This is a genomic window from Shewanella sp. SM55, from assembly GCF_025654025.1.
Classification (GTDB): domain Bacteria; phylum Pseudomonadota; class Gammaproteobacteria; order Enterobacterales; family Shewanellaceae; genus Shewanella; species Shewanella oncorhynchi.
The window spans coordinates 98,594-124,730 of sequence record NZ_JAKKRS010000006.1 but is presented as its reverse complement, the minus strand read 5'-3'; the positions used below and the strand labels follow the sequence as shown (position 1 = coordinate 124,730).

General features: G+C 45.4%; 23 protein-coding genes. 19 read left to right on the top strand and 4 right to left on the bottom strand.

Annotation, left to right across the window (positions count from 1 at the left end):
* The first annotated feature begins 143 nt into the window (after positions 1–143).
* A complete protein-coding gene (locus tag L5L91_RS09915; RefSeq protein WP_263236320.1) occupies positions 144–572 on the top strand; it encodes an MGMT family protein in 429 nt (142 codons plus the stop codon).
* A gap of 215 nt (positions 573–787) precedes the next feature.
* Positions 788–1,579 (top strand): DUF3108 domain-containing protein, encoded by a 792-nt coding sequence (locus tag L5L91_RS09910; protein ID WP_263236317.1) that lies wholly within the window; start codon positions 788–790, stop codon positions 1,577–1,579.
* A 312-nt stretch (positions 1,580–1,891) separates the two neighbouring features.
* On the opposite strand, the gene L5L91_RS09905 is transcribed toward L5L91_RS09910, so the two are convergent.
* Positions 1,892–2,671, bottom strand: coding sequence for a class II glutamine amidotransferase (locus tag L5L91_RS09905; RefSeq protein WP_028760047.1), 780 nt, complete (start codon positions 2,669–2,671; stop codon positions 1,892–1,894).
* A 244-nt stretch (positions 2,672–2,915) separates the two neighbouring features.
* Between L5L91_RS09905 and fadE the strand changes: the two genes are divergently transcribed.
* Complete coding sequence (gene fadE / locus L5L91_RS09900; RefSeq protein WP_168825095.1) at positions 2,916–5,363, top strand: acyl-CoA dehydrogenase FadE; 2,448 nt, start codon at positions 2,916–2,918, stop codon at positions 5,361–5,363.
* A 272-nt stretch (positions 5,364–5,635) separates the two neighbouring features.
* Here fadE and L5L91_RS09895 read toward each other — a convergent pair whose 3' ends face one another.
* A complete protein-coding gene (locus tag L5L91_RS09895) occupies positions 5,636–6,793 on the bottom strand; it encodes a cupin domain-containing protein (RefSeq protein WP_263236435.1) in 1,158 nt (385 codons plus the stop codon).
* 219 nt (positions 6,794–7,012) lie between these two features.
* Here L5L91_RS09895 and L5L91_RS09890 point away from each other — a divergent pair, with 219 nt between their 5' ends.
* Entirely contained in the window at positions 7,013–7,639 is a 627-nt protein-coding gene (locus tag L5L91_RS09890; RefSeq protein WP_263236311.1) for a PolC-type DNA polymerase III, read from the top strand.
* A gap of 117 nt (positions 7,640–7,756) precedes the next feature.
* Here the strand turns inward: L5L91_RS09890 and L5L91_RS09885 are convergent, their stop codons facing one another.
* Complete coding sequence (locus L5L91_RS09885) at positions 7,757–8,803, bottom strand: LacI family DNA-binding transcriptional regulator (protein WP_113939612.1); 1,047 nt, start codon at positions 8,801–8,803, stop codon at positions 7,757–7,759.
* 104 nt (positions 8,804–8,907) lie between these two features.
* On the bottom strand, positions 8,908–9,636 hold the full coding sequence (locus L5L91_RS09880; RefSeq protein ID WP_263191876.1) for a DUF3334 family protein: 729 nt from the start codon (positions 9,634–9,636) through the stop codon (positions 8,908–8,910).
* Between the two features lie 357 nt (positions 9,637–9,993).
* On the opposite strand from L5L91_RS09880, the gene L5L91_RS09875 reads away from it, so the two are divergent.
* From L5L91_RS09875 to kdnA, 15 genes are all read left to right on the top strand, one after another.
* Positions 9,994–11,631 (top strand): methyl-accepting chemotaxis protein, encoded by a 1,638-nt coding sequence (locus L5L91_RS09875; protein ID WP_263236308.1) that lies wholly within the window; start codon positions 9,994–9,996, stop codon positions 11,629–11,631.
* 208 nt (positions 11,632–11,839) lie between these two features.
* Positions 11,840–12,235, top strand: a complete 396-nt coding sequence (locus L5L91_RS09870) for an ACT domain-containing protein (protein WP_028760054.1) — start codon at positions 11,840–11,842, stop codon at positions 12,233–12,235.
* 28 nt (positions 12,236–12,263) lie between these two features.
* Positions 12,264–12,521 (top strand): HPr family phosphocarrier protein, encoded by a 258-nt coding sequence (locus L5L91_RS09865; protein WP_028760055.1) that lies wholly within the window; start codon positions 12,264–12,266, stop codon positions 12,519–12,521.
* A 179-nt stretch (positions 12,522–12,700) separates the two neighbouring features.
* On the top strand, positions 12,701–14,404 hold the full coding sequence (gene ptsP / locus L5L91_RS09860) for a phosphoenolpyruvate--protein phosphotransferase (RefSeq protein ID WP_263236307.1): 1,704 nt from the start codon (positions 12,701–12,703) through the stop codon (positions 14,402–14,404).
* 71 nt (positions 14,405–14,475) lie between these two features.
* Positions 14,476–14,985, top strand: a complete 510-nt coding sequence (crr, locus tag L5L91_RS09855) for a PTS glucose transporter subunit IIA (protein ID WP_006081821.1) — start codon at positions 14,476–14,478, stop codon at positions 14,983–14,985.
* 446 nt (positions 14,986–15,431) lie between these two features.
* Positions 15,432–17,300 (top strand): methyl-accepting chemotaxis protein, encoded by a 1,869-nt coding sequence (locus L5L91_RS09850; RefSeq protein ID WP_263236304.1) that lies wholly within the window; start codon positions 15,432–15,434, stop codon positions 17,298–17,300.
* Between the two features lie 62 nt (positions 17,301–17,362).
* Positions 17,363–18,451 (top strand): porin, encoded by a 1,089-nt coding sequence (locus tag L5L91_RS09845; protein WP_263236301.1) that lies wholly within the window; start codon positions 17,363–17,365, stop codon positions 18,449–18,451.
* Positions 18,452–18,730: 279 nt separating this feature from the next.
* The gene (locus L5L91_RS09840) at positions 18,731–19,075 is read left to right on the top strand and encodes an ArsC family reductase (RefSeq protein ID WP_263138725.1); all 345 of its coding nucleotides are present in this window, start codon (positions 18,731–18,733) and stop codon (positions 19,073–19,075) included.
* Entirely contained in the window at positions 19,075–20,214 is a 1,140-nt protein-coding gene (dapE, locus tag L5L91_RS09835) for a succinyl-diaminopimelate desuccinylase (protein WP_173248640.1), read from the top strand. Before L5L91_RS09840 ends, dapE begins: the two co-directional genes overlap by 1 nt.
* Positions 20,208–20,921, top strand: coding sequence for a M15 family metallopeptidase (locus L5L91_RS09830; protein WP_263236298.1), 714 nt, complete (start codon positions 20,208–20,210; stop codon positions 20,919–20,921). The genes dapE and L5L91_RS09830 overlap by 7 nt, the downstream gene beginning before the upstream one ends.
* A gap of 112 nt (positions 20,922–21,033) precedes the next feature.
* A complete protein-coding gene (locus L5L91_RS09825) occupies positions 21,034–21,864 on the top strand; it encodes an alpha/beta fold hydrolase (RefSeq protein ID WP_263185440.1) in 831 nt (276 codons plus the stop codon).
* Between the two features lie 325 nt (positions 21,865–22,189).
* Positions 22,190–23,368: a porin gene (locus tag L5L91_RS09820; RefSeq protein ID WP_131524474.1), complete on the top strand. Its 1,179-nt coding sequence runs from the start codon at positions 22,190–22,192 to the stop codon at positions 23,366–23,368.
* 10 nt (positions 23,369–23,378) lie between these two features.
* Positions 23,379–23,816 carry a phosphate ABC transporter substrate-binding protein gene (locus L5L91_RS09815; RefSeq protein ID WP_105252606.1) on the top strand — a complete coding sequence of 146 codons (438 nt, stop codon included), beginning with the start codon at positions 23,379–23,381 and terminating at the stop codon, positions 23,814–23,816.
* A gap of 304 nt (positions 23,817–24,120) precedes the next feature.
* Positions 24,121–24,738 carry a carbonate dehydratase gene (can, locus tag L5L91_RS09810; RefSeq protein WP_028760064.1) on the top strand — a complete coding sequence of 206 codons (618 nt, stop codon included), beginning with the start codon at positions 24,121–24,123 and terminating at the stop codon, positions 24,736–24,738.
* A 193-nt stretch (positions 24,739–24,931) separates the two neighbouring features.
* Positions 24,932–26,119 (top strand): 8-amino-3,8-dideoxy-alpha-D-manno-octulosonate transaminase KdnA, encoded by a 1,188-nt coding sequence (kdnA, locus tag L5L91_RS09805; RefSeq protein ID WP_028760065.1) that lies wholly within the window; start codon positions 24,932–24,934, stop codon positions 26,117–26,119.
* The last annotated feature ends 18 nt before the right edge of the window (positions 26,120–26,137 follow it).

The window sequence follows — 26,137 nt, the reverse complement described above, 5'->3', positions numbered from 1 at the left end:
CACTCCGGTGTTGCATTGACTTAAAAGAGAATAACGATTTCTGCGTCAATGCGCCTGAGATTTAAATACCTGTGAGGCTTTGAACTGATTAGATATTTAATGTGATTGGTATCAATACCATTAAGCTGAGGGTTAACAATTCAATGGCATCGTTTCCTAAAGACAAATCACCGCTGTATCAATACCTTGAACAAGATAAACAGAGTGTAGCGAAAAAACAGCCCCAAGCAGTGGATTTGTCTCCTATGGCGAAAATCTGGCATATCGTCGCCATGATCCCGCAGGGTAAAGTCAGCAGCTATGGCAAAATAGCCGATTATGCAGGATTACCGGGACGAGCGCGTTATGTGTCAAAAGCGCTGAAAGCAGCTCCCGAACATTTGTCACTCCCTTGGCATAGGGTACTCAATAGTCAAGGCAAAATATCCTTCGAGAAAAATTCAACCTTCTTTCAAGAACAGATGGAATTATTAAGAATTGAAGGGATAACAGTGAACTGCGGCAAAATTAGTTTGTCTGAATACGAGTGGCGCCCGGATCTGGTGACTTTAGTCATGGCAATGCCATTTTAGTTTAATATATTGATCCATAAACTATTTACATCTCTATTTACAGAAACGTCGTCCTCGGCTATAACCTGCTTACAGTCGATCCGATAATTGATTTATGCTCAACTGATTGACCCAGAACTGTGTAAGTAAGCATGCTACTCGACACTTTTTTATCAACCACTACCGACCATTCTGTAGTGATACAAGGTGAAAACCTGCGACCCAAGGAGCATTCTTTGCGTACCATTCCCACATTATTAGTGAGTTTAACCGTCCTCACTCAAAGTATGTTTGCCATGGCAGCGCCAACGCCGCTAACACCGCAGACGGCCGAATACCAAGTCAACTATGGAGACATTGAATTAGGAAAAGCCAAATACACGCTACCCAATGCCGAAGATGGCGTGTTTAAGTATCGTTTTGATAGCGATCTCAGCCTATTATTGTTAACCGATGTGCGTCACATCTTGAGTGAATTTACTCAAAATGATTCGCAGCTCAGTCCTTTGCGTTACTTACAACAACGCCAAGGTGTCGGGCCTAATTACACGGAGCAAACCGCATTCGCCAAAGCTCAAGGCTTTATTCATACCCGTTACAAAGATGAAAAAGGCAAGTTTCCCTATGATGATAAAATCTTTGATCCTCTTATGGTGCAGTTGCAATTTAGGCTAGATATGATGGCGGGCAAAGAAGTGCTCGACTATAAGATGGTCAAGGACAACGAAGTCGATGAATACAAATTTCATGTGATCGGTAAAGAACGAATGAACATCGACAGCGGCAGTTACGACACAGTCAAAATTGAAGTCGTGCGTGACAATAAAAAGCGTCAAACCTTCTTCTGGATGGCGCCTGACTTAGCGTATTTGCCCGTGCGGTTAACTCACTTTGAAAAAGGCAGTAAGCAGCTCGATATTAAGTTACTTAAATATCACTTCGATGAAGTGCCGAACCAAGAAACCATACCTGCAGACATTGCAGAGAAACCGCTAGTGCCTAAACTGCTCGGCACGACTGAAGGTTAATCGGTAAGGCGTTGAGTTAAGATGTATAAACTTAACCCAATGATACAAAGCCTTAGCTTAACAATACTGAACTAAAGCCAAACTCATATCGAATAAAGCCCAACCGAACTAATATCTAACTGAACTATATCTAACTGAACTTAGGGCCTACCTCTAAGTTCGGTTTCGGTTAATGTTCATCGCTAATGGTTCATCACTGATTGCTAGAAGGTATGTTAGATACTGAATCGAACTTTTTAATAGAGTGACCTGAACAAAACAAAATCAACCGTAAATCCGCTCGCCCTCATTATTTAGCTCAACGGCATAGCATCAGAGATCGATTAACAGCTCACCCAATCTAAACAGCTTCCAGTTACCCGGCTGCATAACGCGCCACTGTTCATTCTCGGTCAATGGGCGAGTCGCAATCACAGTCACCACATCATGGGCGGTAGTTTCCTTATCAAAATCAATCACCACATCGGTATCAATAAGTTTCGCTTTACCAAACGGCGCGCGGCGAGTGATGTAACATAAGTTATTACTGCAATAGCTCATTAAATGCTCGCCATCGCTCAATATCATGTTGAACACACCTAAGGCACGGATTTGCTCGGCCAACGTTGCGATGTAATGGAAAACTGCCAACATATCTTCAGGTTTAGTACCGCCAAACTTCTGGGCGACTTGTTCCAAAATCCAGCAGAAAGCAAGTTCGCTATCGGTATCGCCTACGGGTTGATAGCGCGAGACATGAAACTTGGGCAGATAGTCCGTCAATTGCCCATTATGGGCATAGGTCCAATAACGTCCCCATAATTCGCGGGTAAAAGGATGAGTATTCTCTAAAGACACACAACCGCGATTCGCTTGGCGAATATGGCTTATCACCACTTCACTTTTAATCGGGTAGGATTTGATCAATTTTGCAATATGCGATTCGCTACTCGGGCAAGCATCTTTAAAAGTACGGCTGCCTTTCCCCTCGTAAAAAGTAATACCCCAGCCGTCCACGTGGGGACCGGTTACACCACCACGTTGTGCTAATCCCGTAAAACTAAACACAATATCGGTCGGCACATTGGCGCTCATCGCCAGTAACTCGCACATATTTCTCGCCTATCATCAATCAAAAAAACTACTTATTGGCATTGTAACTAGTTGATGACATTTGTGGAATGATCAAAGCTGACAAATAATTTAAACAATTGTTTGAAAAATACTTGTATTAAAATTCTCTTAGGTTTAACTTTTATGCGACACAGGTCTGACCACAAACTATAATTGTGATCGCAATCAATAAAACACTCTATGACCTGTGGTTGGCACTCGGTCATATTTAAGGAGAATTACAGTGACTACCCTACTTTGGATCATCGCCATGATCTTAGTGCTAGGAGCCCTAGCTTACCTTCGGGTATCTTTGCTCACTGCCACTATTACAGCCGCTGTTGTGATGACAGCAGGATGGACACTCGATGTTGTCGGCCCTATCTCTTGGATCGTTTTCCTCGTGATCGCGCTGCCGTTAAATATCAGTGCATTTAGACAAAATGTGATCAGTCGTCCACTGATGAAGGTATATCGCGGCATCATGCCGGAAATGTCTTCAACAGAGAAAGAAGCGATTGAAGCCGGCACCACTTGGTGGGAAGCGGATCTGTTTGCGGGTAACCCGAACTGGAAAAAACTCCATAACTACCCAGTTGCGCGTTTAAGTGCAGACGAACAGGCCTTCCTCGATGGCCCTGTTGAAGAAGTGTGCCGCATGGTGAATCAACACCAAGTGTCACATCAACTTGCCGATCTGCCTGCCGACGTATGGCAATATCTGAAAGATCACGGTTTCTTCGCCATGATCATTAAGAAAAAATACGGCGGTTTAGAATATTCAGCTTATGCCCAATCTCGCGTGTTACAAAAACTGGCGGGCTTAAGTAGTGAATTGGCTTCAACTGTTGGCGTACCTAACTCTTTAGGCCCTGGAGAGCTGCTGCAACATTACGGCACGCCAGAACAACAAAACCATTATTTACCGCGTTTAGCCAAAGGGTTAGAAGTCCCTTGTTTCGCTCTGACCAGCCCAGAAGCCGGTAGCGATGCAGGCTCGATTCCTGACTTTGGTATTGTGTGTAAAGGCCAATGGGAAGGTGAAGAAGTTCTGGGGATGAAGCTGACCTGGAACAAGCGTTACATCACCTTAGCGCCTGTCGCGACAGTATTAGGCTTAGCCTTTAAACTGCGCGATCCAGAGCATCTACTTGGTGATAAAGAAGAACTCGGCATTACTTGTGCTTTGATCCCTACCGATATGGAAGGGGTTGAAACGGGTCGTCGTCACTTCCCGCTCAACTGCATGTTCCAAAACGGTCCGACTCGCGGCAACGAAGTATTCGTGCCATTAAGCTTCATCATTGGCGGCCCGAAAATGGCTGGTCAAGGCTGGCGCATGCTGGTGGAATGTTTATCTGTGGGTCGTGGTATCACACTGCCATCAAACTCAGCTGGCGGCGTGAAAACCGCAGCGCTGGCAACAGGTGCTTATGCTCGCATTCGTCGTCAGTTCAAATTGCCTATTGGCAAGCTTGAAGGTATCGAAGAGCCAATGGCACGCATCGGCGGTAACGCTTATCTGATGGATGCTGTAACGACTTTGACCACCACAGGTATCGACTTAGGTGAAAAACCGTCGGTTATCTCTGCGATTGTGAAATATCACCTGACCGACAGAATGCAGAAATGCGTTATCGATGCCATGGATATTCACGGCGGTAAAGGCGTGTGTCTTGGCCCCAATAACTATTTAGGCCGTGGCTACCAAGCTGCGCCTATCGCAATTACTGTTGAAGGTGCAAACATCCTTACCCGTTCTATGATCATCTACGGCCAAGGCGCAATTCGTTGCCATCCGTATGTACTCGCAGAAATGGAGTCAGCGTTTGATACTGAATCGGGTCAAGGTTTAGCTAACTTCGATGCAGCTATTTTTGGTCATATTGGTTTTGCGACCAGTAACTTCATCCGTAGCTTCTGGTTAGGTCTGACATCAAGCCGTTTCTCTAACGCGCCTTATTCAGATAAAACCAAGCGTTATTATCAACAGATGAACCGTTTCAGTGCCAACCTTGCCCTGCTTTCTGACTTAGCCATGGCAACCTTGGGCGGCAACCTTAAACGTAAAGAACGTATCTCTGCCCGTTTAGGTGACTTACTGAGCCAACTGTATCTGGCATCAGCCACGCTGAAACGCTATGAAGATGAAGGCCGTCAAACCGACGACTTGCCATTAGTACAATGGGCAGTTGAAGATGCGCTATATAAGCTACAAGCTTCTTTAGACGATTTACTGGATAACTTCCCTATGGGCCTTGGTGGCGTATTACGTGTGGTGATGTTCCCATTCGGTCGTCCACTGAAACGCCCAAGCGATGTGTTAGATCATAAAGTCGCTAAGATCATGCAAACACCATGTGAAAGCCGTAACCGTTTAGGTAAAGGTCAGTTCTGGACTAACTCTGAGCACAATGCTGTGGGGATCCAAGAACAAACACTACTCGACATCATCGCGTCTGAACCGCTACATGACAAAGTCTGTAAAGCCAGTGGTAAACGTCTACCATTTATGTGGTTAGATAAAGTTGCCGCAGAAGGTAAAGCCTTAGGAGTGTTAAGCGATGCCGAAGTGCAATTACTGGAAAGAGCAGAAATTGGTCGTATGAAATCAATCAACGTTGATGACTTTGACCCAGCAGAACTGCGCCCAGAAGTGGTTTCAACCACTTCACAGGAACGTGCAGCGTAATCCACTCAGTAAGATTTAAACCACAAAAAGGAGGCTAATAAGCCTCCTTTTTTATTCCGATGGCAAGGCGTGCCACAACTAAGTGAATTTGGTTGAGTTACTACCTCGACTTTGACCGATGCTTTCATTGCTCAGTATGACTGATCAGTACTATGCTAATGACATTACTATCAGTCCATTGATAAAAGAATACCATGTCAGTAAGTCGCTGACATGCCACTTTAAAAACTGTTCAGTTTTTAAACCTGTAGGGCTTTAGAGCTAATTCAGCCTTAACACTCTCCATCACTCAGGTCTTCAAAGTACCAGTAACCGAGGTTCACCCACTCAGTAAGCTGCTTAAGCAAGTCGGCATCGGCTAACCAGGGGGCTAAGGCGGTTTTATCTAACTGATTGCTATCACATAGTAGTGGGATCACCTCGGCCAATTCGGCTGAAAGCAGATACTTATCACCATTAATATACACAACGCCTTGTCCCACATTGATATCAAAATACAAACAACGCAGTCCGCCGAGGCGAATAAGCGGCTGCTCATCGAGCCAAGCGAGCACTTCATCTTGCGTGATGTCCAATGGCTCATCGGGTAAATCGAGAGCGCACTTTGACTGAGTTAAATAGCGGCCCGAAAACTCGCTCACCAGTTCATCGGTTAACATATTAGTCAGTTGCGTACGTAACCGCGCTAAATCGCGATTATCGACACAACCACTGCGCGTTGTCAGCTCGCGGTCTGGATCTTCAATCTGCTGTGCGCCTAAATCTTGCTCAGACAGATGATCGGCCAAAGCACTTACCATATCTTTGGCGGAAGCTGTACGATAACCTACTGAAAAACTTAAAGACTGTTCTAAGGTTATACCGTCATGGGGGAATCCTGGGGGAATATAAAGGATGTCGCCGGGCAATAACTCAGTATCGATAATCGGTTCAAAGGCTTCTGTGTGCAGCAAAGCGGGATGGGCGGCAAACTCTTTGTGCGGTCCCAGATCGCCTACGCGCCAGCGGCGACGTCCCGAACCTTGGCAAATAAACACATCATACAGATCGATATGCGGCCCCACGCCACCGCCAGGAGTGGCAAAACTCACCATCACATCATCTAAACGCCAGCGCGGAATAAAATCAAAACATTGGATCAGGGCTTCTGCATCGGGCACCCAGTTGTTCAAGGCTTGCACGATCAAAGTCCAATCCCGTTCACCGAGATGATCGTAGGAATCAAAAGGGCCAAATTCAGCCTGCCATTGCCCTGCCTGTTGGTACACTCGCCGAGATTCCACCAGCTCATCCATGGCTAACCCAGCTAACTCTTCGGGCGAGATTAAATCTTGAAAATGTTTGAATCCTTGGCGGATAACCAAAGGTTTTTTCTGCCAATATTCTGCTAAAAATTGCGCGGGCGTTAAGCCATTAATATCGAGTTGCATGGGTTGCTCACAAACCAAACTGTTATTCATAGAGGTAAATGCTAACAGGAAGCGAAACCAAGAAAGCTCGACCGGATCAACAAAGCATTAAGTCTTTTATCAGCGTTAATGTGATAGTGAATTTACTAACGTATTGAATTACAATCGGCTTATCTAAAAGCGTTGCGCTGTCAAAGACGGCAATGCTGACACATCATTTATAGAGTTCACATAAGATCTATGCCTACATCTGCAGCTAACACTTTGGTCGTGCTCGACTTTGAAACCACGGGGCTATCGCCCAATCAAGGGGACCGCGCGATTGAAATCGGAGCTGTGCTGATTGAAAACGGCGTGATCACCCAAAGATTTTCAGAGTTGATGAACCCAGGATTTAGAATAAGTCGTTTTATTGAGGACTACACAGGGATCAGCAATCAAATGCTCAGGGATGCAGCGCCCTGCAATGAAGTAATGGCGCGTTTTGCAGACTTTATCGCCGATCATAACTTAGTCGCCCACAATGCGGCATTTGATCAGCGCTTTTTAGACGCGGAATTTGCTCAAATTCGCCATCGCTATCGAGGGCAATTTGGTTGCTCCTTGCTGGTGGCAAGACGTTTATATCCAGCGGCACCGAATCATCAATTAGGTACTTTAGTGCGCTATAAACAGTTACCAAGCGATGGCACCTTTCACCGCGCCTTAGCCGATGCCGAAATGACTGGCCATTTGTGGCTGGCAATGCTGGCAGACCTTCAGCAAGAGTTCGGTCTCAATGCCCCCACCTTCGAGTTACTGCAAAAAATCGCCAAGAAAACCAAAGCAGATGTGCCGAAGTTTTTACGCCAATACTCAGGCAAGTGAACTCAAAAAGCAAAAAGCCGATAAATCCAAGGATTATCGGCGATGTTTCAATAAGCAAATTAAGTGCTCAACGACTTGCCAGCAAAAAACAGCAAGCTCCTAGCAATAACGGCCCATCTATAACGGCTTAAGCGGCGCACTATCAATGCCGCAGGAACTGCGAACCACTAAGGTCGTCGGAATAAGCTGCGCACTCACCTCTTGTCCGCGGATAAGTTTGAGTACACTGTCGACTAAAATTTCACCAGCTAATTGGGTATTTTGCTTAATGGTCGTTAATGGCGGATTGGCAAAACTCGCCACCGGAATATCATCATATCCCACCACTGCAACTTGTTCTGGGACTGAAATGCCCTTCTCTTTCAGCGCACGAATAGCACCAATGGCAATCAGATCGCTAGCAGCAAAAATAGCATCAAACTGTGCGCCTTTGGCCATCAATGCCATAGCCGCATCGTAGCCAGCACTTTCAGTGCTAATTGCCGACACTTGCTTAGTACGATCGACAGCAATATTCGCCATTTGCAGCGCTTTCACATGGCCTAAATATCTGTCCCTAAACTCAGGGCTGTGGCTTGAGGCATCGCCTAAAAAGGCAAAAGCTTTACGACCAAGGGAAATCAAGTGCTCTGTTGCAATCAAGCCGCCTTGATGATTATCACAACCAATCGATAGTACTGACTTATTGTTATGCTCAGCGCCCCAGATCACAAAATGAGTATTCTGCGCGAGCAATCGCTCCAGCTTTTGCTCGTAGTCCATGTAATCGCCGTAACCAAGCAGGATAATGCCGTCAGCTTTATTACTGTCTTCATAATCGGCGTGCCAATCGCTGGACAATTGCTGAAAAGAAACCAATAAATCATAACCTTGCTGCGCCGTTGCTCGGGTAATGGAGCCAAGCATAGACAGGAAAAAAGGATTGATTAACGAGTCATCGTTGGTGGGGTCTTCACACAATAACAGCGCTAAGGTATGGCTATTTTGGGTGCGAAGATTGCTGGCATTTTTATCGACCTTATAATTCAGCTCTTTAGCAATGGTTTGAATACGTTGGCGAGTTTCTAAATTGACTAACGGGCTGTTTCTAAGGGCACGGGAAACCGTTGACTGGGATACGCCAGCACGATAAGCAATATCAATCGAGGTCGCTTTCGATGCCATAAAGAGGATTTAACCTTAGTTATTATTTTGCGTCGATACTAAAACAGTTCCACCCACTTGTATAGACGAATGCGTTAACATCCGTCTTACATTAGAGGCTCTGCTTAAATGCCGAGCTGATCGAGCAAATCATCGGCTTCATTATCAATGGCACGAGTCGCAATGGCGGGTTTATCGGCCATCTTAACCCAAGGCGAAACATTCGAATTTGTGTCGTTATTTCCCCCAATCGAACTGTGCTGCTCTAACAGACTATCGGGATCGAATTCTTCATCGTAGACAAATTCATCTAAGCGAATGAATTCGGTTTTGTCCATGGCAAACTCGAGGTAGAAAATATGGTTATTCTCTGTCCTAAACGACACTCTACGGGCAACCGCATCGTCTAAGTTAGCGTCGATTGATATGGTTAGCTCTTTATTAATCGTCAACATTTTTGGCTGGCTTTGGCTGATTGACGTTTGCAATTCTTTAGAAATTTTATTAATAAAATCCCCTAGAATTTGGTTCATCAGTTCGCCCATCACATTACTCACTTCATCTGACGTATGTGAAAATGCGAGCTCAGACTCAGGCATGCCCATGTTCAGCATGTAGCGACGGTAGATTTCAATCGCTGCAGAGGCGGAAAAGTTGATCACCACTAGCCCTGAAAAACCACCATCAAAAATCGAGAAACAACCGAGATCAGGTTTAAGACGAGTACGCGCAATACTTTGTACCATACCCGCATGGGTAACATTGCTGGCACTGGTGCTAGAAAGGACGTGGGCGACTGAGTGGCATAACTTCAGTAAAATATCATCCGACGTTACGATAGTATTTGTGGTCATAATCGATTCTCAAACTGAATAATGAATTAATCTTGCGCGTAAAAGCGTAAAAAATCAAAATTAAAACAATTGATTAGCCTAATATAGCAAGATGGCAAAATTAACATAATGCTAACTTATTGATATTTAATAGATCAGATAAAACCTTCAACACAAAGCGACTTATAAAACGGCCTAACTTAATAAGAACATGCCCCATAATGCAACAGATTAAAGTTCCCTATCACTATTCTCTGCTTTAGATCAAAGAAACTCATATTTTATAACGGCTTTTACTTAATTTCTGTCACAGACGATTCAATTGAGATTGATTCGCAGGTATATTGATGCACAATAATAAGCCCTTAAGGAATCCAAATGATCACGTTTTTGCGCCGGTTTACCATTTTGCAACGCTTAATGATGATGCTCCTTATGGCCGCGATAGGGACTGTGTGTTTTGCCAGTTTTTCAATTAAAGAGCAGTACAGTAATTTAATTGAGCAGAAATGGTTGCAGATAGACGGTCAGCTCGCCAGCATGTTAAGCGTGATAGATGTGCACCGTCAGGATGCGCTCAAAGGTAAGTTTAGCGAAGCAGAAGCTAAACAAATCGCCGCGGATTTAATCAATCAAACTCGCTATTCAGGTTCCGGCTACTTCATTGTTATTGATGATAATAATCAAATCCTCGCCCACGGGGATAGCGCAAATCTTATTGGCACCTCAGCATTAACCTTCAAGTTACCTAATGGCACAAACCCCTTAGCCACTATGCTGCCATTAGCGCGTGCTAAATCGAAAACAACCCTCGAATACCCTATCGCCGATCCTATGACCCGCGCGATAGAAGACAAGCTTACTGAAGCCCGTTACTACCCGCAATGGGGCTGGACAGTCATAACAGGCGCCTATCTTAGCGATGTCAAAGCGAGCTTAAAGTCAGTCATTATCGACTATCTAATTATCATGTTTTTGATTTCAGTGCCGATTTTTGCCTTCTTCCTTGTGCTTAACCATTCCATCACCTCACCATTAAATGATGCTATTGATGCCCTTGAAGATATTGCCCAAGGCGAAGGCGACTTAAGTCAGCGCATTAATGCTCAAGGTAAAGATGAGATTGCCCATCTCGCCCGCGCCTTCAACATGTTCGCCCAAAAAATTGGCGACATGGTCGGCCATTTACAACCTTTAGGCCAAGCATTAGATAAAGATGCAAAACAGCTTTTGATTGCAGTTGAAGAGTCCAATCAGAGTGCTGAACATATCCACAGAGAAACTGGCAGCGTCGCCACAGCCGTCAATCAAATGCTGTCGACCACCCATGAAATGGCGAGCAACACCCAGCAAGCGGCCGATGCGGCGAACAGCGTAAAAGAACAAGCGCAGCAAAGCCAAGTCGTGATCGACAACACAGTCAGCAACACAGAAAAACTGGTGGCAGAATTAAAAGCCTCTGAAGTCATCACCCAAAAGCTGGGCGTCGCCTCACAGCAAATCGGTAGCATTCTCGATGTGATCCGCAGCATTGCCGAGCAGACCAACTTACTCGCCCTTAATGCCGCCATTGAAGCTGCTCGAGCTGGGACCCACGGCCGTGGTTTTGCCGTAGTTGCCGATGAAGTCCGCGCCCTTGCTACTCGCACCCAAGAATCGACCAATGAGATCCAAAAAATCATTAGCGAGATCCAATCCGGTGTTGGCTCAGTGATGAAGAGCAACAATCAAACTCAACTGCAATCCGATGAGCTACAGGCCCAAGCCCACGAAGCGGGTAAAGCCATGGCGGCGATTCTGCAATTGATTGCCCATATCAGTGACATGAACACACAATTAGCCAGCGCCACCGAAGAGCAATCACTGGTGACCGAAGAAATTAATCGAAATATTTGTAATATTTCGGAATTAACCGAAGTCTCAGTAAAAGCTAACGAAAGTAATAGCCATGCAGCTCAGTCACTGCAAGACATTAGCCAAGACATGTCCCGCACCTTAGGCCAGTTTAAAATCTAACTAAAGTGTATGAGAACGGCATGACTTGTCGATTGGGGCGCCATAGGGCGCCCTTTTCTTTGGGTAAACCTTCTGGTAACGCTTGTTAACCGCTATCTCACCAATAATGAATTTCAACGACAAAATCCCATTAACCACAAATTCTCTGTCACGCTAACGTTTGATATGCGGTATGCTTTAGCCTTAAAAATCCAACCGAGACACTGCCATGCGAATGACCTTAGCCGTTCACCCTGAACAGTACACAATTCATAGCTTTAGCCCGAATGCCGTATTGCCCAGTGAGGTTTTTGCACAGGACATGTATTTCATTGGTAAGACCCAAGAAGGTTTATCTTTAGTCGTTTCCAGTGAAATGGAACTCGACAGCCTAGAGCAAGAACCGGGCTGGTGTTGCTTTGAAGTACTCGGGCCACTGGGATTTTCGATGACAGGCATTTTATCTAAAGTGTCTGGCACCTTAGCGGACGAACAAATCAGTATTTTTGCGATTTCGACCTTTGATACCGATTACATTTTAGTAAAAAATAATCGTCTCAAAAGTGCCATCGCCGCCTTGAAAAAACAGGGCTATCACATCATAGAATCGAAAGACGAAGTGTAATACCCCTTTAAATATGAGCTCATCTACTATGTACGAAAAAACAGTCACCATTACCGCCAAACATGGCATTCACACCCGTCCAGCAGCCTTACTGGTTAAAGAAGCCAAAACCTTTGACTGTGATGTCATGGTCGAATGTAATGGTAAGCAAGCCAGTGCTAAGAGTCTGTTTAAGCTACAAACCTTAGGCTTATATTCTGGCGTCACGGTAAGAGTGTTTGCCGAAGGTGAACAGGCACAGGCCGCGGTTGAGAAAGTCTCTGAGCTGCTCATAACCCTAAGCTAGGCCTTTTCTTGCGCTAAAGTGCGTTTATCTGCAGATTTAACCGACACGCAAAAAAACTCATCTTGACCGTCTTGGCATGCTAATGCTTTACATACAAACACTTTACAAGCTTAGCGTCACTCAACTAGACTCGCTATCGCTAACGGACACTCAGTTCAGTGGTTAATTTAGGAAGGGATATGTCAATAACGGGGATTATAGTGTCATCGGGAATTGCCTTTGGACAGGCACTTCACCTGCTCCACACCGAACATCACCTCGATTATCGCCCTATTCCCCTGTCTAAAATCCCTCAACAACAGGGTAAATTTGCCAAAGCCTTGCAAGAACTACAGGCACAACTGACCCACAGTCAAGCTGCACTCGATAGTGACTCCGAAAATTATCAGTTGATCGAAGCCGACTTATTGTTATTAGAAGACGATGAATTAATCGAGCAAGTGAACGATGCCATTCGCACCTTACAATTGTCGGCAAGTGTGGCGGTTGAACGTATTTTTGCCCATCAGGCCAATGAGTTACAATCCTTAGATGATCCCTATTTAGCCAATAGAGCCCAAGATGTGCGCTGTTTAGGCCAAAGAGTCGTCGCGGCGATAAACGGCCATTTAGCTCAAGGACTCGAAAAACTCGATAGACCCACTATCTTATTAGCGCAGGATTTGACCCCCGCCGAATTTGCCTTACTGCCGCGGGAAAACCTTTGCGGTATTGTACTGAAAACGGGCGGTTTAACGAGCCATACGGCCATTTTAGCCAGAGCAGCCGGCATTCCAGCCATGTTAAGTTGTCAGTTCGACGCAGACTCTATTCCCAACGGCACGCCCTTAGTGCTCGATGCACTCGCGGGTGAACTTTGTGTCAATCCCAATCCAGACCAACAGGCAAGACTCACAGTCACCTTTCACCATGAACAAGCAAGGCGCGCAGCACTTCAAACTTACAAGGATGTCCCAGCGCAAACCCAAGACGGTCATACTGTGGGACTCATGGCAAACGTGGGTAATCTCAACGACATCACCCATGTCAGCGATGTCGGCGCCGATGGAATAGGTTTGTTTCGCACCGAATTTATGTTGATGAACGTCGCCACCCTGCCCGATGAAAAAGCCCAATACAGCTTATATTGCGATGCATTGCACACCCTAGGCGGTAAAACCTTTACCATCCGTACCTTAGATATAGGTGCAGACAAAGAACTACCCTGTTTATGCCAAGAAATTGAAGATAATCCCGCCTTGGGTCTTCGCGGCATTCGCTACACCTTGGCGCACCCAGAATTATTTAAAACCCAATTGAGGGCCATTCTGCGTGCCGCTAACCATGGCCCGATCCGTTTGATGTTCCCTATGGTCAATCAAGTCGAAGAATTGGACGAGGTGTTTGCACTCATTGCCCAGTGCCAAGATGCCTTGGAAGAAGAAGAGAAAGGCTATGGCGAACTTAGCTACGGTATCGTTGTCGAAACACCTGCTGCGGTATTCAACCTCAACGCTATGCTGCCAAGACTCGATTTTGTCAGCATTGGTACCAACGATTTGACCCAATATGCAATGGCCGCCGATAGGACAAACCCGCAGCTTACCCGTGACTATCCGTCCCTTTCGCCTGCCATTTTAGCCTTAATTAACATGACAATAACCCAAGCTAAGGCCGCTAATGTTAAAGTTTCTCTGTGCGGTGAACTCGCCAGTTCACCGCAAATTGCGCCACTGTTAATCGGCATGGGGTTGGACGAACTCAGTGTTAACTTAAGCTCACTCTTAGAAGTGAAAGCAGCTATTTGCCAAGGCAGCATCACACAATTTTCGGCATTAGCGCACACGGCATTACAACAAGATAGAATTGCAAGCTTACAGCAGTGTATAACAAGCTATAAATAGAGACATTTATTCGTTATGCTGCATTACAGAACAAAAACAATGACAAAAACAAGCAAAAGAGGCTCTAGATTATGGGATTTTTAAGCCGAATAAGGCGCTTGGTATCGGGCCAGACTCAATTAGCTGGCGGTATCATGGTATATGCCCCCGTTTCCGGCGATATCGTCGCCATTGAAAAAGTCCCCGACGTGGTTTTTGCTGAAAAGATTGTCGGTGATGGCATCGCTATCGCTCCCAAAGGCGAATTAATTCTGGCGCCTATCGACGGCACCATAGGTAAAATTTTTGAGACAAATCATGCATTCAGTATTGAGTCTCCCCAAGGTTTAGAGCTATTTGTTCACTTTGGTGTAGGTACAGTCGAGCTGAGAGGCAAAGGGTTTAAACGTTTAGCCCAGGAAGGTCAAGAAGTGAAAGTCGGCGATCCGATCCTGTCATTCGATATTGATTATCTAAAAGACCAAGTCGACAGCCTACTCACTCCTGTCGTTTTGGCGAACATGGAAGATGTCAAATACCTCGACAAAGCCCAAGGTAGTGTCACCGCAGGTAAAGACGTGATCTTTACGGTACAGCTCTAATCAAGCTTTACTTTAAGTGTTTGAATTAGCAGTTTGAAAATACCCTTGATTGATATAAAAAGGCTGGCTCCCCCAAAGGCGCCAGCCTTTTATTTATCTCCACTTTCCTCGCGAAGAGGCCTGTCCGATAGCTGAAATTTTTTCATCGCAAAACCGACATAATGTTTCAAACTGATTTAAAACAGAATAAGCCAAATATCAACCACCCAGATGTAGGATTGAATGACAATCGAAAGCACGTTAGCAAGGTGGCGATTTGCAGGCCGAGTAGACTAAGACAACCAGGCCAACAAAACTCCCTATCCTGTATAGCGAGTGCTATTCGAGCGTCAGAGTATCGGCTCACATTGGTCACAAAAAGCAAAAAGATCAATGCACCCGCTGGCTCTCGAACGAAATCATGACTATACATCTAAAGGTGCTTTTAATATTACAGAGGAATAACAATGAAGTTCAGTCATAAGATTGTCGCCGCATCCTCTGCGTTACTGTTAGTGACAGTAACGCTTCTAACGACCAAACAATACTACTCGATTCAGAATGAAATGCAGGCACAGGTGGAAGCCAGTGTCACCGAAATCGTCGATGGGGTTAGAAATACGGTTTCATCGGAAATTGAAGCCCGTAAACAATTGGCAGCTTATACGACCAGCCTACTGGAACAAGATCTCACGCCCGCACACATCAGCGCAGTCATCACTCGCCCCATAGTTAAAAATGCATTTATTCTCGTCGGTTTAGGTTATGAAAAAGATGGCACGAATATCAATAATAATCCTAGCTGGGATCCAGGTGCGGGATGGAACCCAAGAGTAAGGCCTTGGTATCTCGATGCAAAACAAGCCGATAAATTAATCATCACGGCTCCCTATGCGGACTCAGCCTCCGGTGAAATTCTCGTCTCAATTGCGACGCCCGTGAAAGATCAAGGTACATTCATCGGTGCCATTTTCTACGATGTTAGCTTGGTCGGGTTAGCCAAACTCGTCAATGAGGTCAAACTTTTCAACGCTGGCCATGTGTTTATTGTTTCTGGGGATGGAACGACCATAGCCCACCCAGAGGAAAAACGAAATGGCACTCTTATGGCCGATTATTTACCCAATGTCAAAGTGATGGAAACGCCACAAAAAGTAACCATAGAGGGAAAAAGTTTCACCTTGGATTTCTCACGCGTTGCGGGAGAGGACTGGTATGTTGGTGTTATCTTGGATGAGGAGATTGCCTATGCTGCAGTGACGGACTTACGCAATAGCTCTATTCTCTATTCCGTTATCGCCTTAATCATCAGTATCACAACCCTACTACTATTGATCACAACCTTAATGCGCCCATTACAAACATTAAACGATGCAATTCAAGATGTTGCTTCTGGCGAAGGTGATTTGACTCAACGCTTAAATACTAAAACAGACACTGAGTTTTCAGCGTTAGCCTTGGGATTCAATACCTTCACGGCAAATCTACAACAGTTGATCATTCAATCTAAATCCATTGGCCAGCTCATCCATAAAAGTTCAGAAATGACATCGCTAGAATTACAGCAATCTACTGATGCCATGAACTCGCAACTGCATGAACTAGAACAACTTGCAACTGCCATGCACGAAATGGCAACCACTTCAACTGACGTAGCCCGTAATGCCCAAGGCGCGGCTTCTGCTGCGAAAGAAGCAGATGAAGCAACAAGTGTAGGTTCTAAAATCGTCAGCGATACAACTGATGCCATTAATGCCCTGTCATCAAAAATCGATATGGCCGTCACTGAAGTCAAAACATTAGAATCTGCAACTGACAACATTGCCACAATATTGAAAGTGATCAATGACATTGCAGATCAAACAAATTTATTAGCCTTAAATGCCGCCATTGAGGCAGCAAGAGCTGGTGATTCTGGTCGTGGTTTTGCTGTGGTAGCAGATGAAGTCAGAACCCTCGCCCAAAGGACTCAACAATCTACAACTCAAATCCGTAACATGATAGAGCAACTTCAAGCAGGAGCAAGGGCTGTTGCAGAGGTAATGAGCCAAAGTAAAGATAATGCAGAAGATGCGGTTACACGCGCCCAAGGTGCTAATACCGCATTAAACAAAATTCGTGAAGCAATATTACAGATAAGTGATATGAACCTACAAATTGCCTCTGCAGCAGAAGAGCAGAGTTTAGTAGCTGAAGAAATTAACAATAATACTATCAGGATCAAAGATTTATCAGTCCAAGTTTCTGACACTGCAGTTCATGCAAATACAGCCATGCATACGCAAACTCAATACATCAAAGAACAAGATGCAATCCTTAATAAATTCATAGTCTAAGCCAGTGAGCCATGATTTTATCCATGGCTCACCATGACATCTACTAACAACAGGACCTCATCATGAGCAAAATAACGTTGTTCGTCATAGTTAGCATGCTTCAGATCCCACTACAGGCTAATGCCCAAACAACCACAGAAGAGTCGGAACGACTGCAACGACTCGAGCAAAGAGTTAAAGAACTTGAGCAACAAGCCAAAGCGGAGCCTGCCAGTCCCTCATTGCAATCCTCCCTACAAGACAGTCGTTTTATCCTCTACGGTTCACTACGTCCGACCTTAGAATACCAAGACAAAGGTGAGGATGTGTGGGATATCGGCGATGCACTCTCCCGCTTAGGGGTTAAAGCTGAAACCGAGTTCGCCTCTGGTTGGCGTGCCATTGCCCAAGGTGAATGGAAAATCCGTCTCGATGACAATGGCCGATTCGGCGAGGCGAGACTCGCCTTTGCGGGGATCGATTCTCCCTATGGCAAGTTGACTTTTGGGCGCCAAAGGCCGGTGCAGTACACGTTAGTCGCTGAATATGTCGATATCTTTAACAATGCGAATAGCCCCTTTGGTTATAACCAAGAGAGTCCATTTTTTGTTGATAATGCCTTGATCTATGAACTTAACATTAAGCCAATCACCTTAATGGCTTCAGCCATTTTTGATGGTAACTCAGGTGGCAGTGGTGCCGATGTAATTAATGTCGGCGTAGGATTTAACCAGAGTGGATTTCACGTAGGTATCGCCTACTTACAACAGGATACCTATGTGAACGATATTATGACTGGAGAAGAACAACTGGCCGGGGGCGTCATTTCCTATGAATTTAGCAATGGCATATATGCCGCCGTTGGTTATCAGCATAAAGACTACGAATTTGAAACCGCAGTCAATAGAACCGGTAATACATTTGATAGCGCCATCGCGATTCCAGTTGCGAAAGCTTATAAGCTGAAACTAGGATACTTCAGGTTTGAAGATGGGATAGAAGATACCAGCAGCCAAAATTATGATGGCTACAATCTCACCTTAGAGTGGCAAGCCGCAACAAATGTCCGCATGCATTTAGAATATTTACAACAAAATAATGATCAACGTGAAGACGACACTATCATAGCCTTAGGCATTCGCTATGATTTTGATTTAAATTGGCAACTTTAGTCAACGCCATCCCATTACCGTTAAGCCCGCAGCGCACTCAATGAAGCGTGCTATACGGCATCAGTAAGCAGCAAGATATGACTAAACGCTCTGAGGGCGTTTGGTTACATAAAGTGACAGACATCACCCGATAATCCCAATACGCTTCAAGCACACTGACATTTTATGCTCACGCTATCTCAGTAACACATCCCACTTGTGACATGCGGCGCACAATGCCACAATGCCAGCAAAATCAATGCTTGCAAGCCAAGCGTCCATCCACACTGGAGCATCATTTTGACCCTCTACGGTATTAAGAATTGCGATACAGTGCGTAAAGCACGTAAATGGATTGAAAATCATCAACTTCCAGTTCATTTCCATGATTTTAGAGATGACGGCCTACGTCAAGAAGACCTCGAATTCTGGTGTAACACCTCAGGCTGGGAAACCGTATTCAATAAGCGCAGCACGAGCTTTCGTGCGCTCAGTGACGCAGATAAAACCGATATCGATCAAGCCAAAGCCATTCAACTTATGCTGGCGCAACCGACACTGATCAAACGCCCCGTCTTAGTCGTCGGTGAACAAGTGCTGATTGGCTTTGATGAAGCCGCCTATAAAAGAGTATTCTCAGTATGATGCCAGCCGACAATTATCCCGTTACAGAACTGACAAAAGCGCTGATCGCCCGCCCTTCGGTGACGCCGCTTGATGAAGGCTGCCAAACCTTAATGGCAGAAAGACTCAGCGCCATCGGCTTTAATATCGAACCTATGGTATTTGAAGACACCACCAATATGTGGGCTCGCCGTGGTAATGAAGGCCCCGTTTTTTGTTTTGCGGGTCACACAGACGTTGTGCCGACAGGCGATGTGAGCCGCTGGCACACGCCGCCGTTTGTGCCCACCATCATTGATGGCTACTTATATGGCCGAGGCGCAGCGGACATGAAAGGCTCACTGGCGGCTATGATCATTGCCACCGAGCGGTTTGTGGCTAAACATCCCGATCATCATGGCTCTATCGCCTTTTTGATCACCAGCGATGAAGAAGGTCCATTCATCAACGGCACGACGCGAGTCATTGATACCTTAGAAGCGCGCAACGAGAAGATCACCTGGGCATTAGTCGGCGAGCCTTCATCGACCCTAAAGCTGGGCGATGTGGTCAAAAATGGTCGCCGCGGCAGCTTAACTGGCAACTTAACCGTGAAAGGCATTCAAGGCCACGTGGCCTATCCACACCTTGCCGATAATCCAATCCACAAAGCCGCGCCTTTCTTGGCCGAGCTAAGTCAAATGCACTGGGATAATGGCAATGAGTTCTTTCCGCCCACCAGCTTCCAAATTGCCAATATTAATGGCGGCACAGGTGCATCAAATGTGATCCCCGGTGCACTGGAAGTAATGTTTAACTTCCGTTACTCCACCGAAGTGACCGCCGAAATCTTGATTGAGCGAGTTGAAACTCTATTGAAAGCCTATGAGCTAGATTACGATATCAGCTGGATTTTCAATGGCCTTCCCTTTTTAACCGGTGATGGCCCGTTATTAGATGCAACTCGTATCGCGATCCGCCAAGTCACAGGTTATGAAACCGATCCGCAAACCACAGGCGGCACATCAGACGGTCGCTTTATCGCGCCAACGGGCGCCAAAGTGTTAGAGCTTGGCCCTGTCAACGCCACCATTCATAAAGTGAATGAATGCGTTAAAGTGGACGACCTTGAGCAGTTAGCCCTGTGTTATGAAGTCATTTTGGAACAATTACTGTGTTAGCACATCTGAAGATCCGTCCCGAAACCGCAAAGCTTTACGGCTTAAGCTCCCCTGAATTGGTGGATTATTTAAGCCCGTATCACCTTAGTTATCATAGCTTTGGGTTAGAGGAGAACACAGCTATCGCCTTTAAGTCTATGGCGGCAAAAGCTGAAGATGCGGGCATAAAACTCGCGATTTGCTCGGCTCATCGTCCCTTTGAACGGCAACTGGCAATTTGGAATGCCAAGGCTAGTGGTAAACGCGCGGTATTGGATGCCAATGAGTTACCGGTCAATATTCAGGGCTTAAGTGACGATGCCATAGTTGACTTGATTTTGCTCTGGTCGGCGTTGCCTGGCGCTTCACGCCACCATTGGGGTACCGATCTCGATGTGTTCGATGCGGCTCAAATTGATGTTAAAACCCTGCGCCTTGTTGAAGCTGAATATGTTCAGGATGGTCCCTGCGCTAAATTGCATGCTTGGCTGGTAGAAAATGCCCATGATTTTGGCTTTTACTTCCCGTTTCAGCAGGGACAAAGTGCGGTAAGTCCTGAGCCTTGGCATATCAGCTATTTCCCTGTAGCGCAGTTATTGTTGCCACAATTCGATCGTGCCGAACTGGCAATCCTGTTAGAAAACAGTGATATGTTGCTAAAAGATGCAGTACTCGCCCGATTAGACAGTCTAATAGATGAATACGTGCTGCGTATCGCTCAGCCCTAATCACGAAATACTCGCCAAGGTCAGTCAACACAGGTTAAGCCTAGCGCAATATCGTCAAAATGGGCGCCAAAATGCGGTTTAACACAATGATATATTTGATTAAGTAGGTTTTATGGATTTTTCTTCACACCGTCAGCAGCTTGTTATTGCCGATCGAAAATTAAGTTACCTTGATGTCGGATCAGGCCCTGTATTGTTGTTTGGGCATAGTTATTTATGGGATAGCGCTATGTGGGCGCCTCAAATTGCCACCTTAAGCGCCCATTACCGATGCATAGTGCCTGAACTTTGGGGCCATGGTCAGTCAGATTTACTGCCCAATAACTGCAAAACGCTACTCGATATAGCCGATCAAATGCTTGAGCTAATGGATGCTCTTGAGATAACTCACTTTAGTGTTGTCGGACAATCTGTCGGTGCTATGTGGGGCGCAGAATTGGTACTGAAAGCACCAACAAGAGTTAAAACCCTCGTTATGCTCAACAGTTTTATCGGCTTCGAACCCGAAGTCACCCGTGCGAAATATGATGGCATGCTGGATATGATTACCGCCGCTAAGGCGATCCCTGCGCCGCTGATCAGTGCGATTTCACCTTTATTCTTCGCCAATGATGCCGCAAATAACACTCCTGAACTGGTTACTGGCTTTGAACAGTCACTTGCCAGTATCACAGCGGAGCAAATCCCCACGATAGTTAAACTTGGACGAATGATTTTTGGTCGTCGCGATACCATGGAATACGCCGAGCAATTGACGCTACCCTGCCTCATCATGGCTGGCGTGGAAGATAAGGCCCGCAGCGTATTGGAAAGTTACCTGATGAGTGATGCCATTGACGGCAGCCAACTTGTGCATATTCCTGCGGCAGGACACATATCAACTCTCGAACAAGCGGAATTTATTAACCAACATTTAGCCGATTTTCTGGCTAAACATTATTAATCAATCGCTAAATCTACGCTTCAAGGTGCGAAAACTCGCATCTTGAAGATGAGTATTTCTACTTAGCACATGTTACTAAGATGTGCTTATATCAATATTGCTCACCCATACTTAATTCCTATTTTATGGATAAATACATTAGGCTTTACTTTATTAAAGTCTGTTATTGAGCACGCCTCGTTTCATTAAACTCACCTGTGAAGCCTCTATTAACAAGTAAAGACCTTGTTTTTGTTCCAAGCGGCTTAAAAAATGTTGCACAAAGGTGAAATCCACTAATTATCAACTACCTTTATACTGTATTCCCTCAACAAGGTATTCTGCCATGAGAAAAAGTACAGTTGCCCTCTGCGTATTCAGCACACTTTATATACCGTCTCTTTATGCCGATGTTCAAATAAATGGATTTGCCTCTATTGTCGCGGGCTCAAGTCTAAGTGACGATAAAAGCTATTATGGTTACGATAAAGAACTCGATTTTAATAATGATTCCAAAGTTGCCTTACAATTTACCGCCGATCTTGGTAGTGGCTTAAGAGCTACTGCACAAGTGCTATCCAGAGGCAGTAACGATTATAGCGCTGAATTCGAATGGGCTTATATCTCCTATGACATCAGCGACAAACTTATGCTTATGGCGGGTCGCCAACGTTTTAATCTCTATAAATACTCCGATTATATTGATGTCGGCTATGCCTATCATTGGATCACTCCGCCCCGCGGAGTTTATTCACTGCCATTTAATTCAGGTGAAGGTGTAGGCTTAGTTTATGCCGATTTATGGGGCGATACCGAAGTAGGTTTAACCTATAAATACATTACCACTTCAGTTTCTGACTACTCGCCTACAGGTTCATCAACGCCTCCTGCGCCCTTCTCCGCCGAGGGCCACATAATGAACTTTAACTTTGTAACCTCAGGGTTTGAGTACGGTTTAAATATTGGCATAGTCACCGATTTCTCCTACGAATTACCCGCACTGCTTGGCTTAGGTAATGCAATTTCTCAAACCGGACTCTTTACTCAGCAAGTAGTTGATGATCTTTTACCGATTAATGACAGCGCGTTACTCATTGGCGCTAACGTTAAATATGATGCCGAAAAATGGTTTATTTTGGCCGAATACACACGAATTGATGTCGATCCCAGTAGCTTTAATATTCAAGATTCAGCCTTTGTTTCCGGCGGGATCCGCTATCACGATTTCACCTTCCACTTAACCTACGGTATTGATAAAGGTGAGCCCCAATACGATGCCTATGACGCTATGTTACCTGTTTACAATGGTCTGCCACCGGCAAACCAAGCTGCACTCGCACCGCTTGTTTTTGGAACACAAGCGGCGCTTGAAGCACAGCAGGAAGACAGCGCCTACTACATCATAGGCACCCGCTGGGATTTCCATCCTTCTGCCGCACTGAAACTAGAGTACACCAACTACAGTAACGACAAACCGTCCTCCGATGAACAGTTGCTGAGTATGGCAATAGACTTAGTTTTTTAAGGAGTTAAGCATGAAACTATTAATAAGTTCTCGGTTGATGATAAAAACCTTAGTCGCCAGTGCGCTTCTATTTGGCAGTGCCTGTGTTCAAGCCGAAATTGCCGTCGTGGTGCACCCTTCTAATACGTCAGAAATTAGCGCTGCGGATATTTCACGGATCTATTTAGGCAAACTCAAGTCTTTCCCCAGTGGTGGCACTGTCGTCGCACTCGATCAACCTGAAGGCACGCCCGCACGTGATGCATTTGTTAAACAGATCCTTAATAAAACCGAGAGTCAGTTAAAAGCCTATTGGTCAAAACTGGTCTTTTCAGGCCAAGGTCAACCGCCCAAAGTCGTCGACTCCAGCGCTGAAATGCTCGCATTGATTGCCGCCAATCCCAATATGATCGGATTTGTTGACGTCAGCGAAGTCAACGATAGCGTGAAAGTGATCAGTAAGTTCTAACCCATACTGCATCATCCTTGTCCGCCTTAACCTGTGGCGGACAAGGTTTCCACTCAGCATTTGTGCGATATAAACAACAAACACACTATCAAAATCAAATGGTGCTTGAACCCTCAGAGAGGGCTTATCCATTTGCAGTACTATTAAGAAAAAATAATCTCGATTTTTAAATATCCTGATTCAAACCTTAATTGGATAGACCAGCAGAGCCAAATTTGCTGGTATACTCTTGCTAAAAATGTGCTGCTTGCATGAATTAGAGCATGAGAAGACATTTTATATGTCAATAAAACAATAGGTTAAAATGAAACTACTCAAACCTTTATTCGACAATAACCGCCGCTGGGCCGGACGTATACGCCAAGAAAATCCTGATTTTTTTGAACAATTAGCGAAACAGCAACATCCTGAATACCTGTGGATTGGCTGCTCAGATAGTCGCGTACCCTCAAACCAAATCATTGATCTTATGCCCGGTGAAGTCTTTGTTCACCGTAATATCGCCAACATGGTGATCCATACCGATCTTAACTGCTTATCTGTACTGCAATACGCCGTCGATGTGCTCAAGGTGAAGCATATTATGGTGGTGGGTCACTACGGTTGTGGTGGTGTGCGCGCAGCCATGGGTCAGCAACGCTTAGGACTCATCGATAACTGGCTCGGGCATTTACGTGATATCTATCGTATTTATCAGGAAGAATTACAACAGATGGACGAAGCCAAACGTTTTGATCGCCTGTGCGAGCTAAACGTGATTGAGCAGGTTGCTAATGTGACCAGTTCAACCATAGTGCAAGAAGCTTGGGATCGCGGCCAAGAAGTGGCGGTACACGGCTGGATTTACGGCATTGATAACGGTTTACTGACAGATTTAGATGTCACGGTTGACCGTGAACATGGTTTAGCTAATCCACGCTAACAGCCTGAATGTAGGCTTTCAACACCCCGCTGAGTGTCATCAATGCTCAGATAAAACCTGCCCCTGTGCAGGTTTTTCTTTTTCCATGACAATTTTCAGCAATAAAACATCGCAAGGGTCTATTACGCCAGTTATAATCCGTCAGTTAATTGCAGGCGACCTATGCGCCACAAATTCTAAGGAGATACCTTCCATGCCCGGTTTTGAATTATTTGGTCCTGAAGAGAAGCAGGAAGTCGCTGACGTTATGGAAAACGGTTTTACCTTCCGTTACAACTTCGACCATATGCGTAATGATCGCTGGAAGACGCGCGATATGGAGCAACTGCTTTGCGAGAAGATGAACGTGAAGCATGCTCACCTTTTATCAAGCGGTACTGCTGCGCTGCAAACGGCCATGATGGCTGCAGGCATTGGTGCTGGCGATGAAGTTATCGTGCCACCTTTTACCTTTGTAGCCTCAGTTGAAGCGATTTTTATGGCAGGCGCTATTCCGATTTTTGCCGAAATCGATGAGACATTGTGTTTATCTCCAGAAGGTATCGAAGCCGCGATTACCCCACGCACTAAAGCCATCAACTTAGTGCACATGTGCGGTTCTATGGCGAAGATGGACGAGATCAAAGCCGTCTGTAAAAAACATAACTTACTGATTTTAGAAGATGCTTGCCAAGCCATCGGTGGTAGCTACAAGGGCCAAGCCCTAGGTACTATCGGTGATGTGGGTTGTTACTCATTCGATTCAGTCAAAACCATCACCTGTGGTGAAGGTGGCGCTGTGATCACTAACAACACAGAAATCTACAACAACGCGCATATGTTCTCAGATCATGGTCATGACCACATTGGTAAAGACCGCGGCGCAGAGTCACACCCTATCATTGGCTTGAACTTCCGTATTTCGGAAATGAATGCCGCCTTAGGGTTAGCGCAGTTACGTAAACTCGATACCATTATCGATATTCAACGTAAAAACAAAAAGACCATTAAAGATGCAATGGCCGCTATTCCAGAAGTCACCTTCCGCCAGATCCCAGATCCCGAAGGCGACTCGGCTGGCTTCTTAACCTTTATGTTGCCAACCGAAGCGCGCACGCAAGAAATCAGCAAAAAACTGGCTGAAAACGGCGTCGATGGCTGCTTCTACTGGTATGTAAACAACTGGCATTATTTGAAAAACTGGAAACACATTCAGGAGCTTAAGGCATCTGCTGCGTTGCCAATCACATTAATCGCCGACAGACCTGACTATACTCAAGTTTCTGTGCCTAAATCCGATGCCATTATGAGCCGCACGATTTCTATGCTCATCAAGTTGTCTTGGACCGATGCTCAGATCGCCGAGCGTATCGAAAACATCAAGAAAGCATTTGCCCAATAATTCTACGGGAGTTTGTTG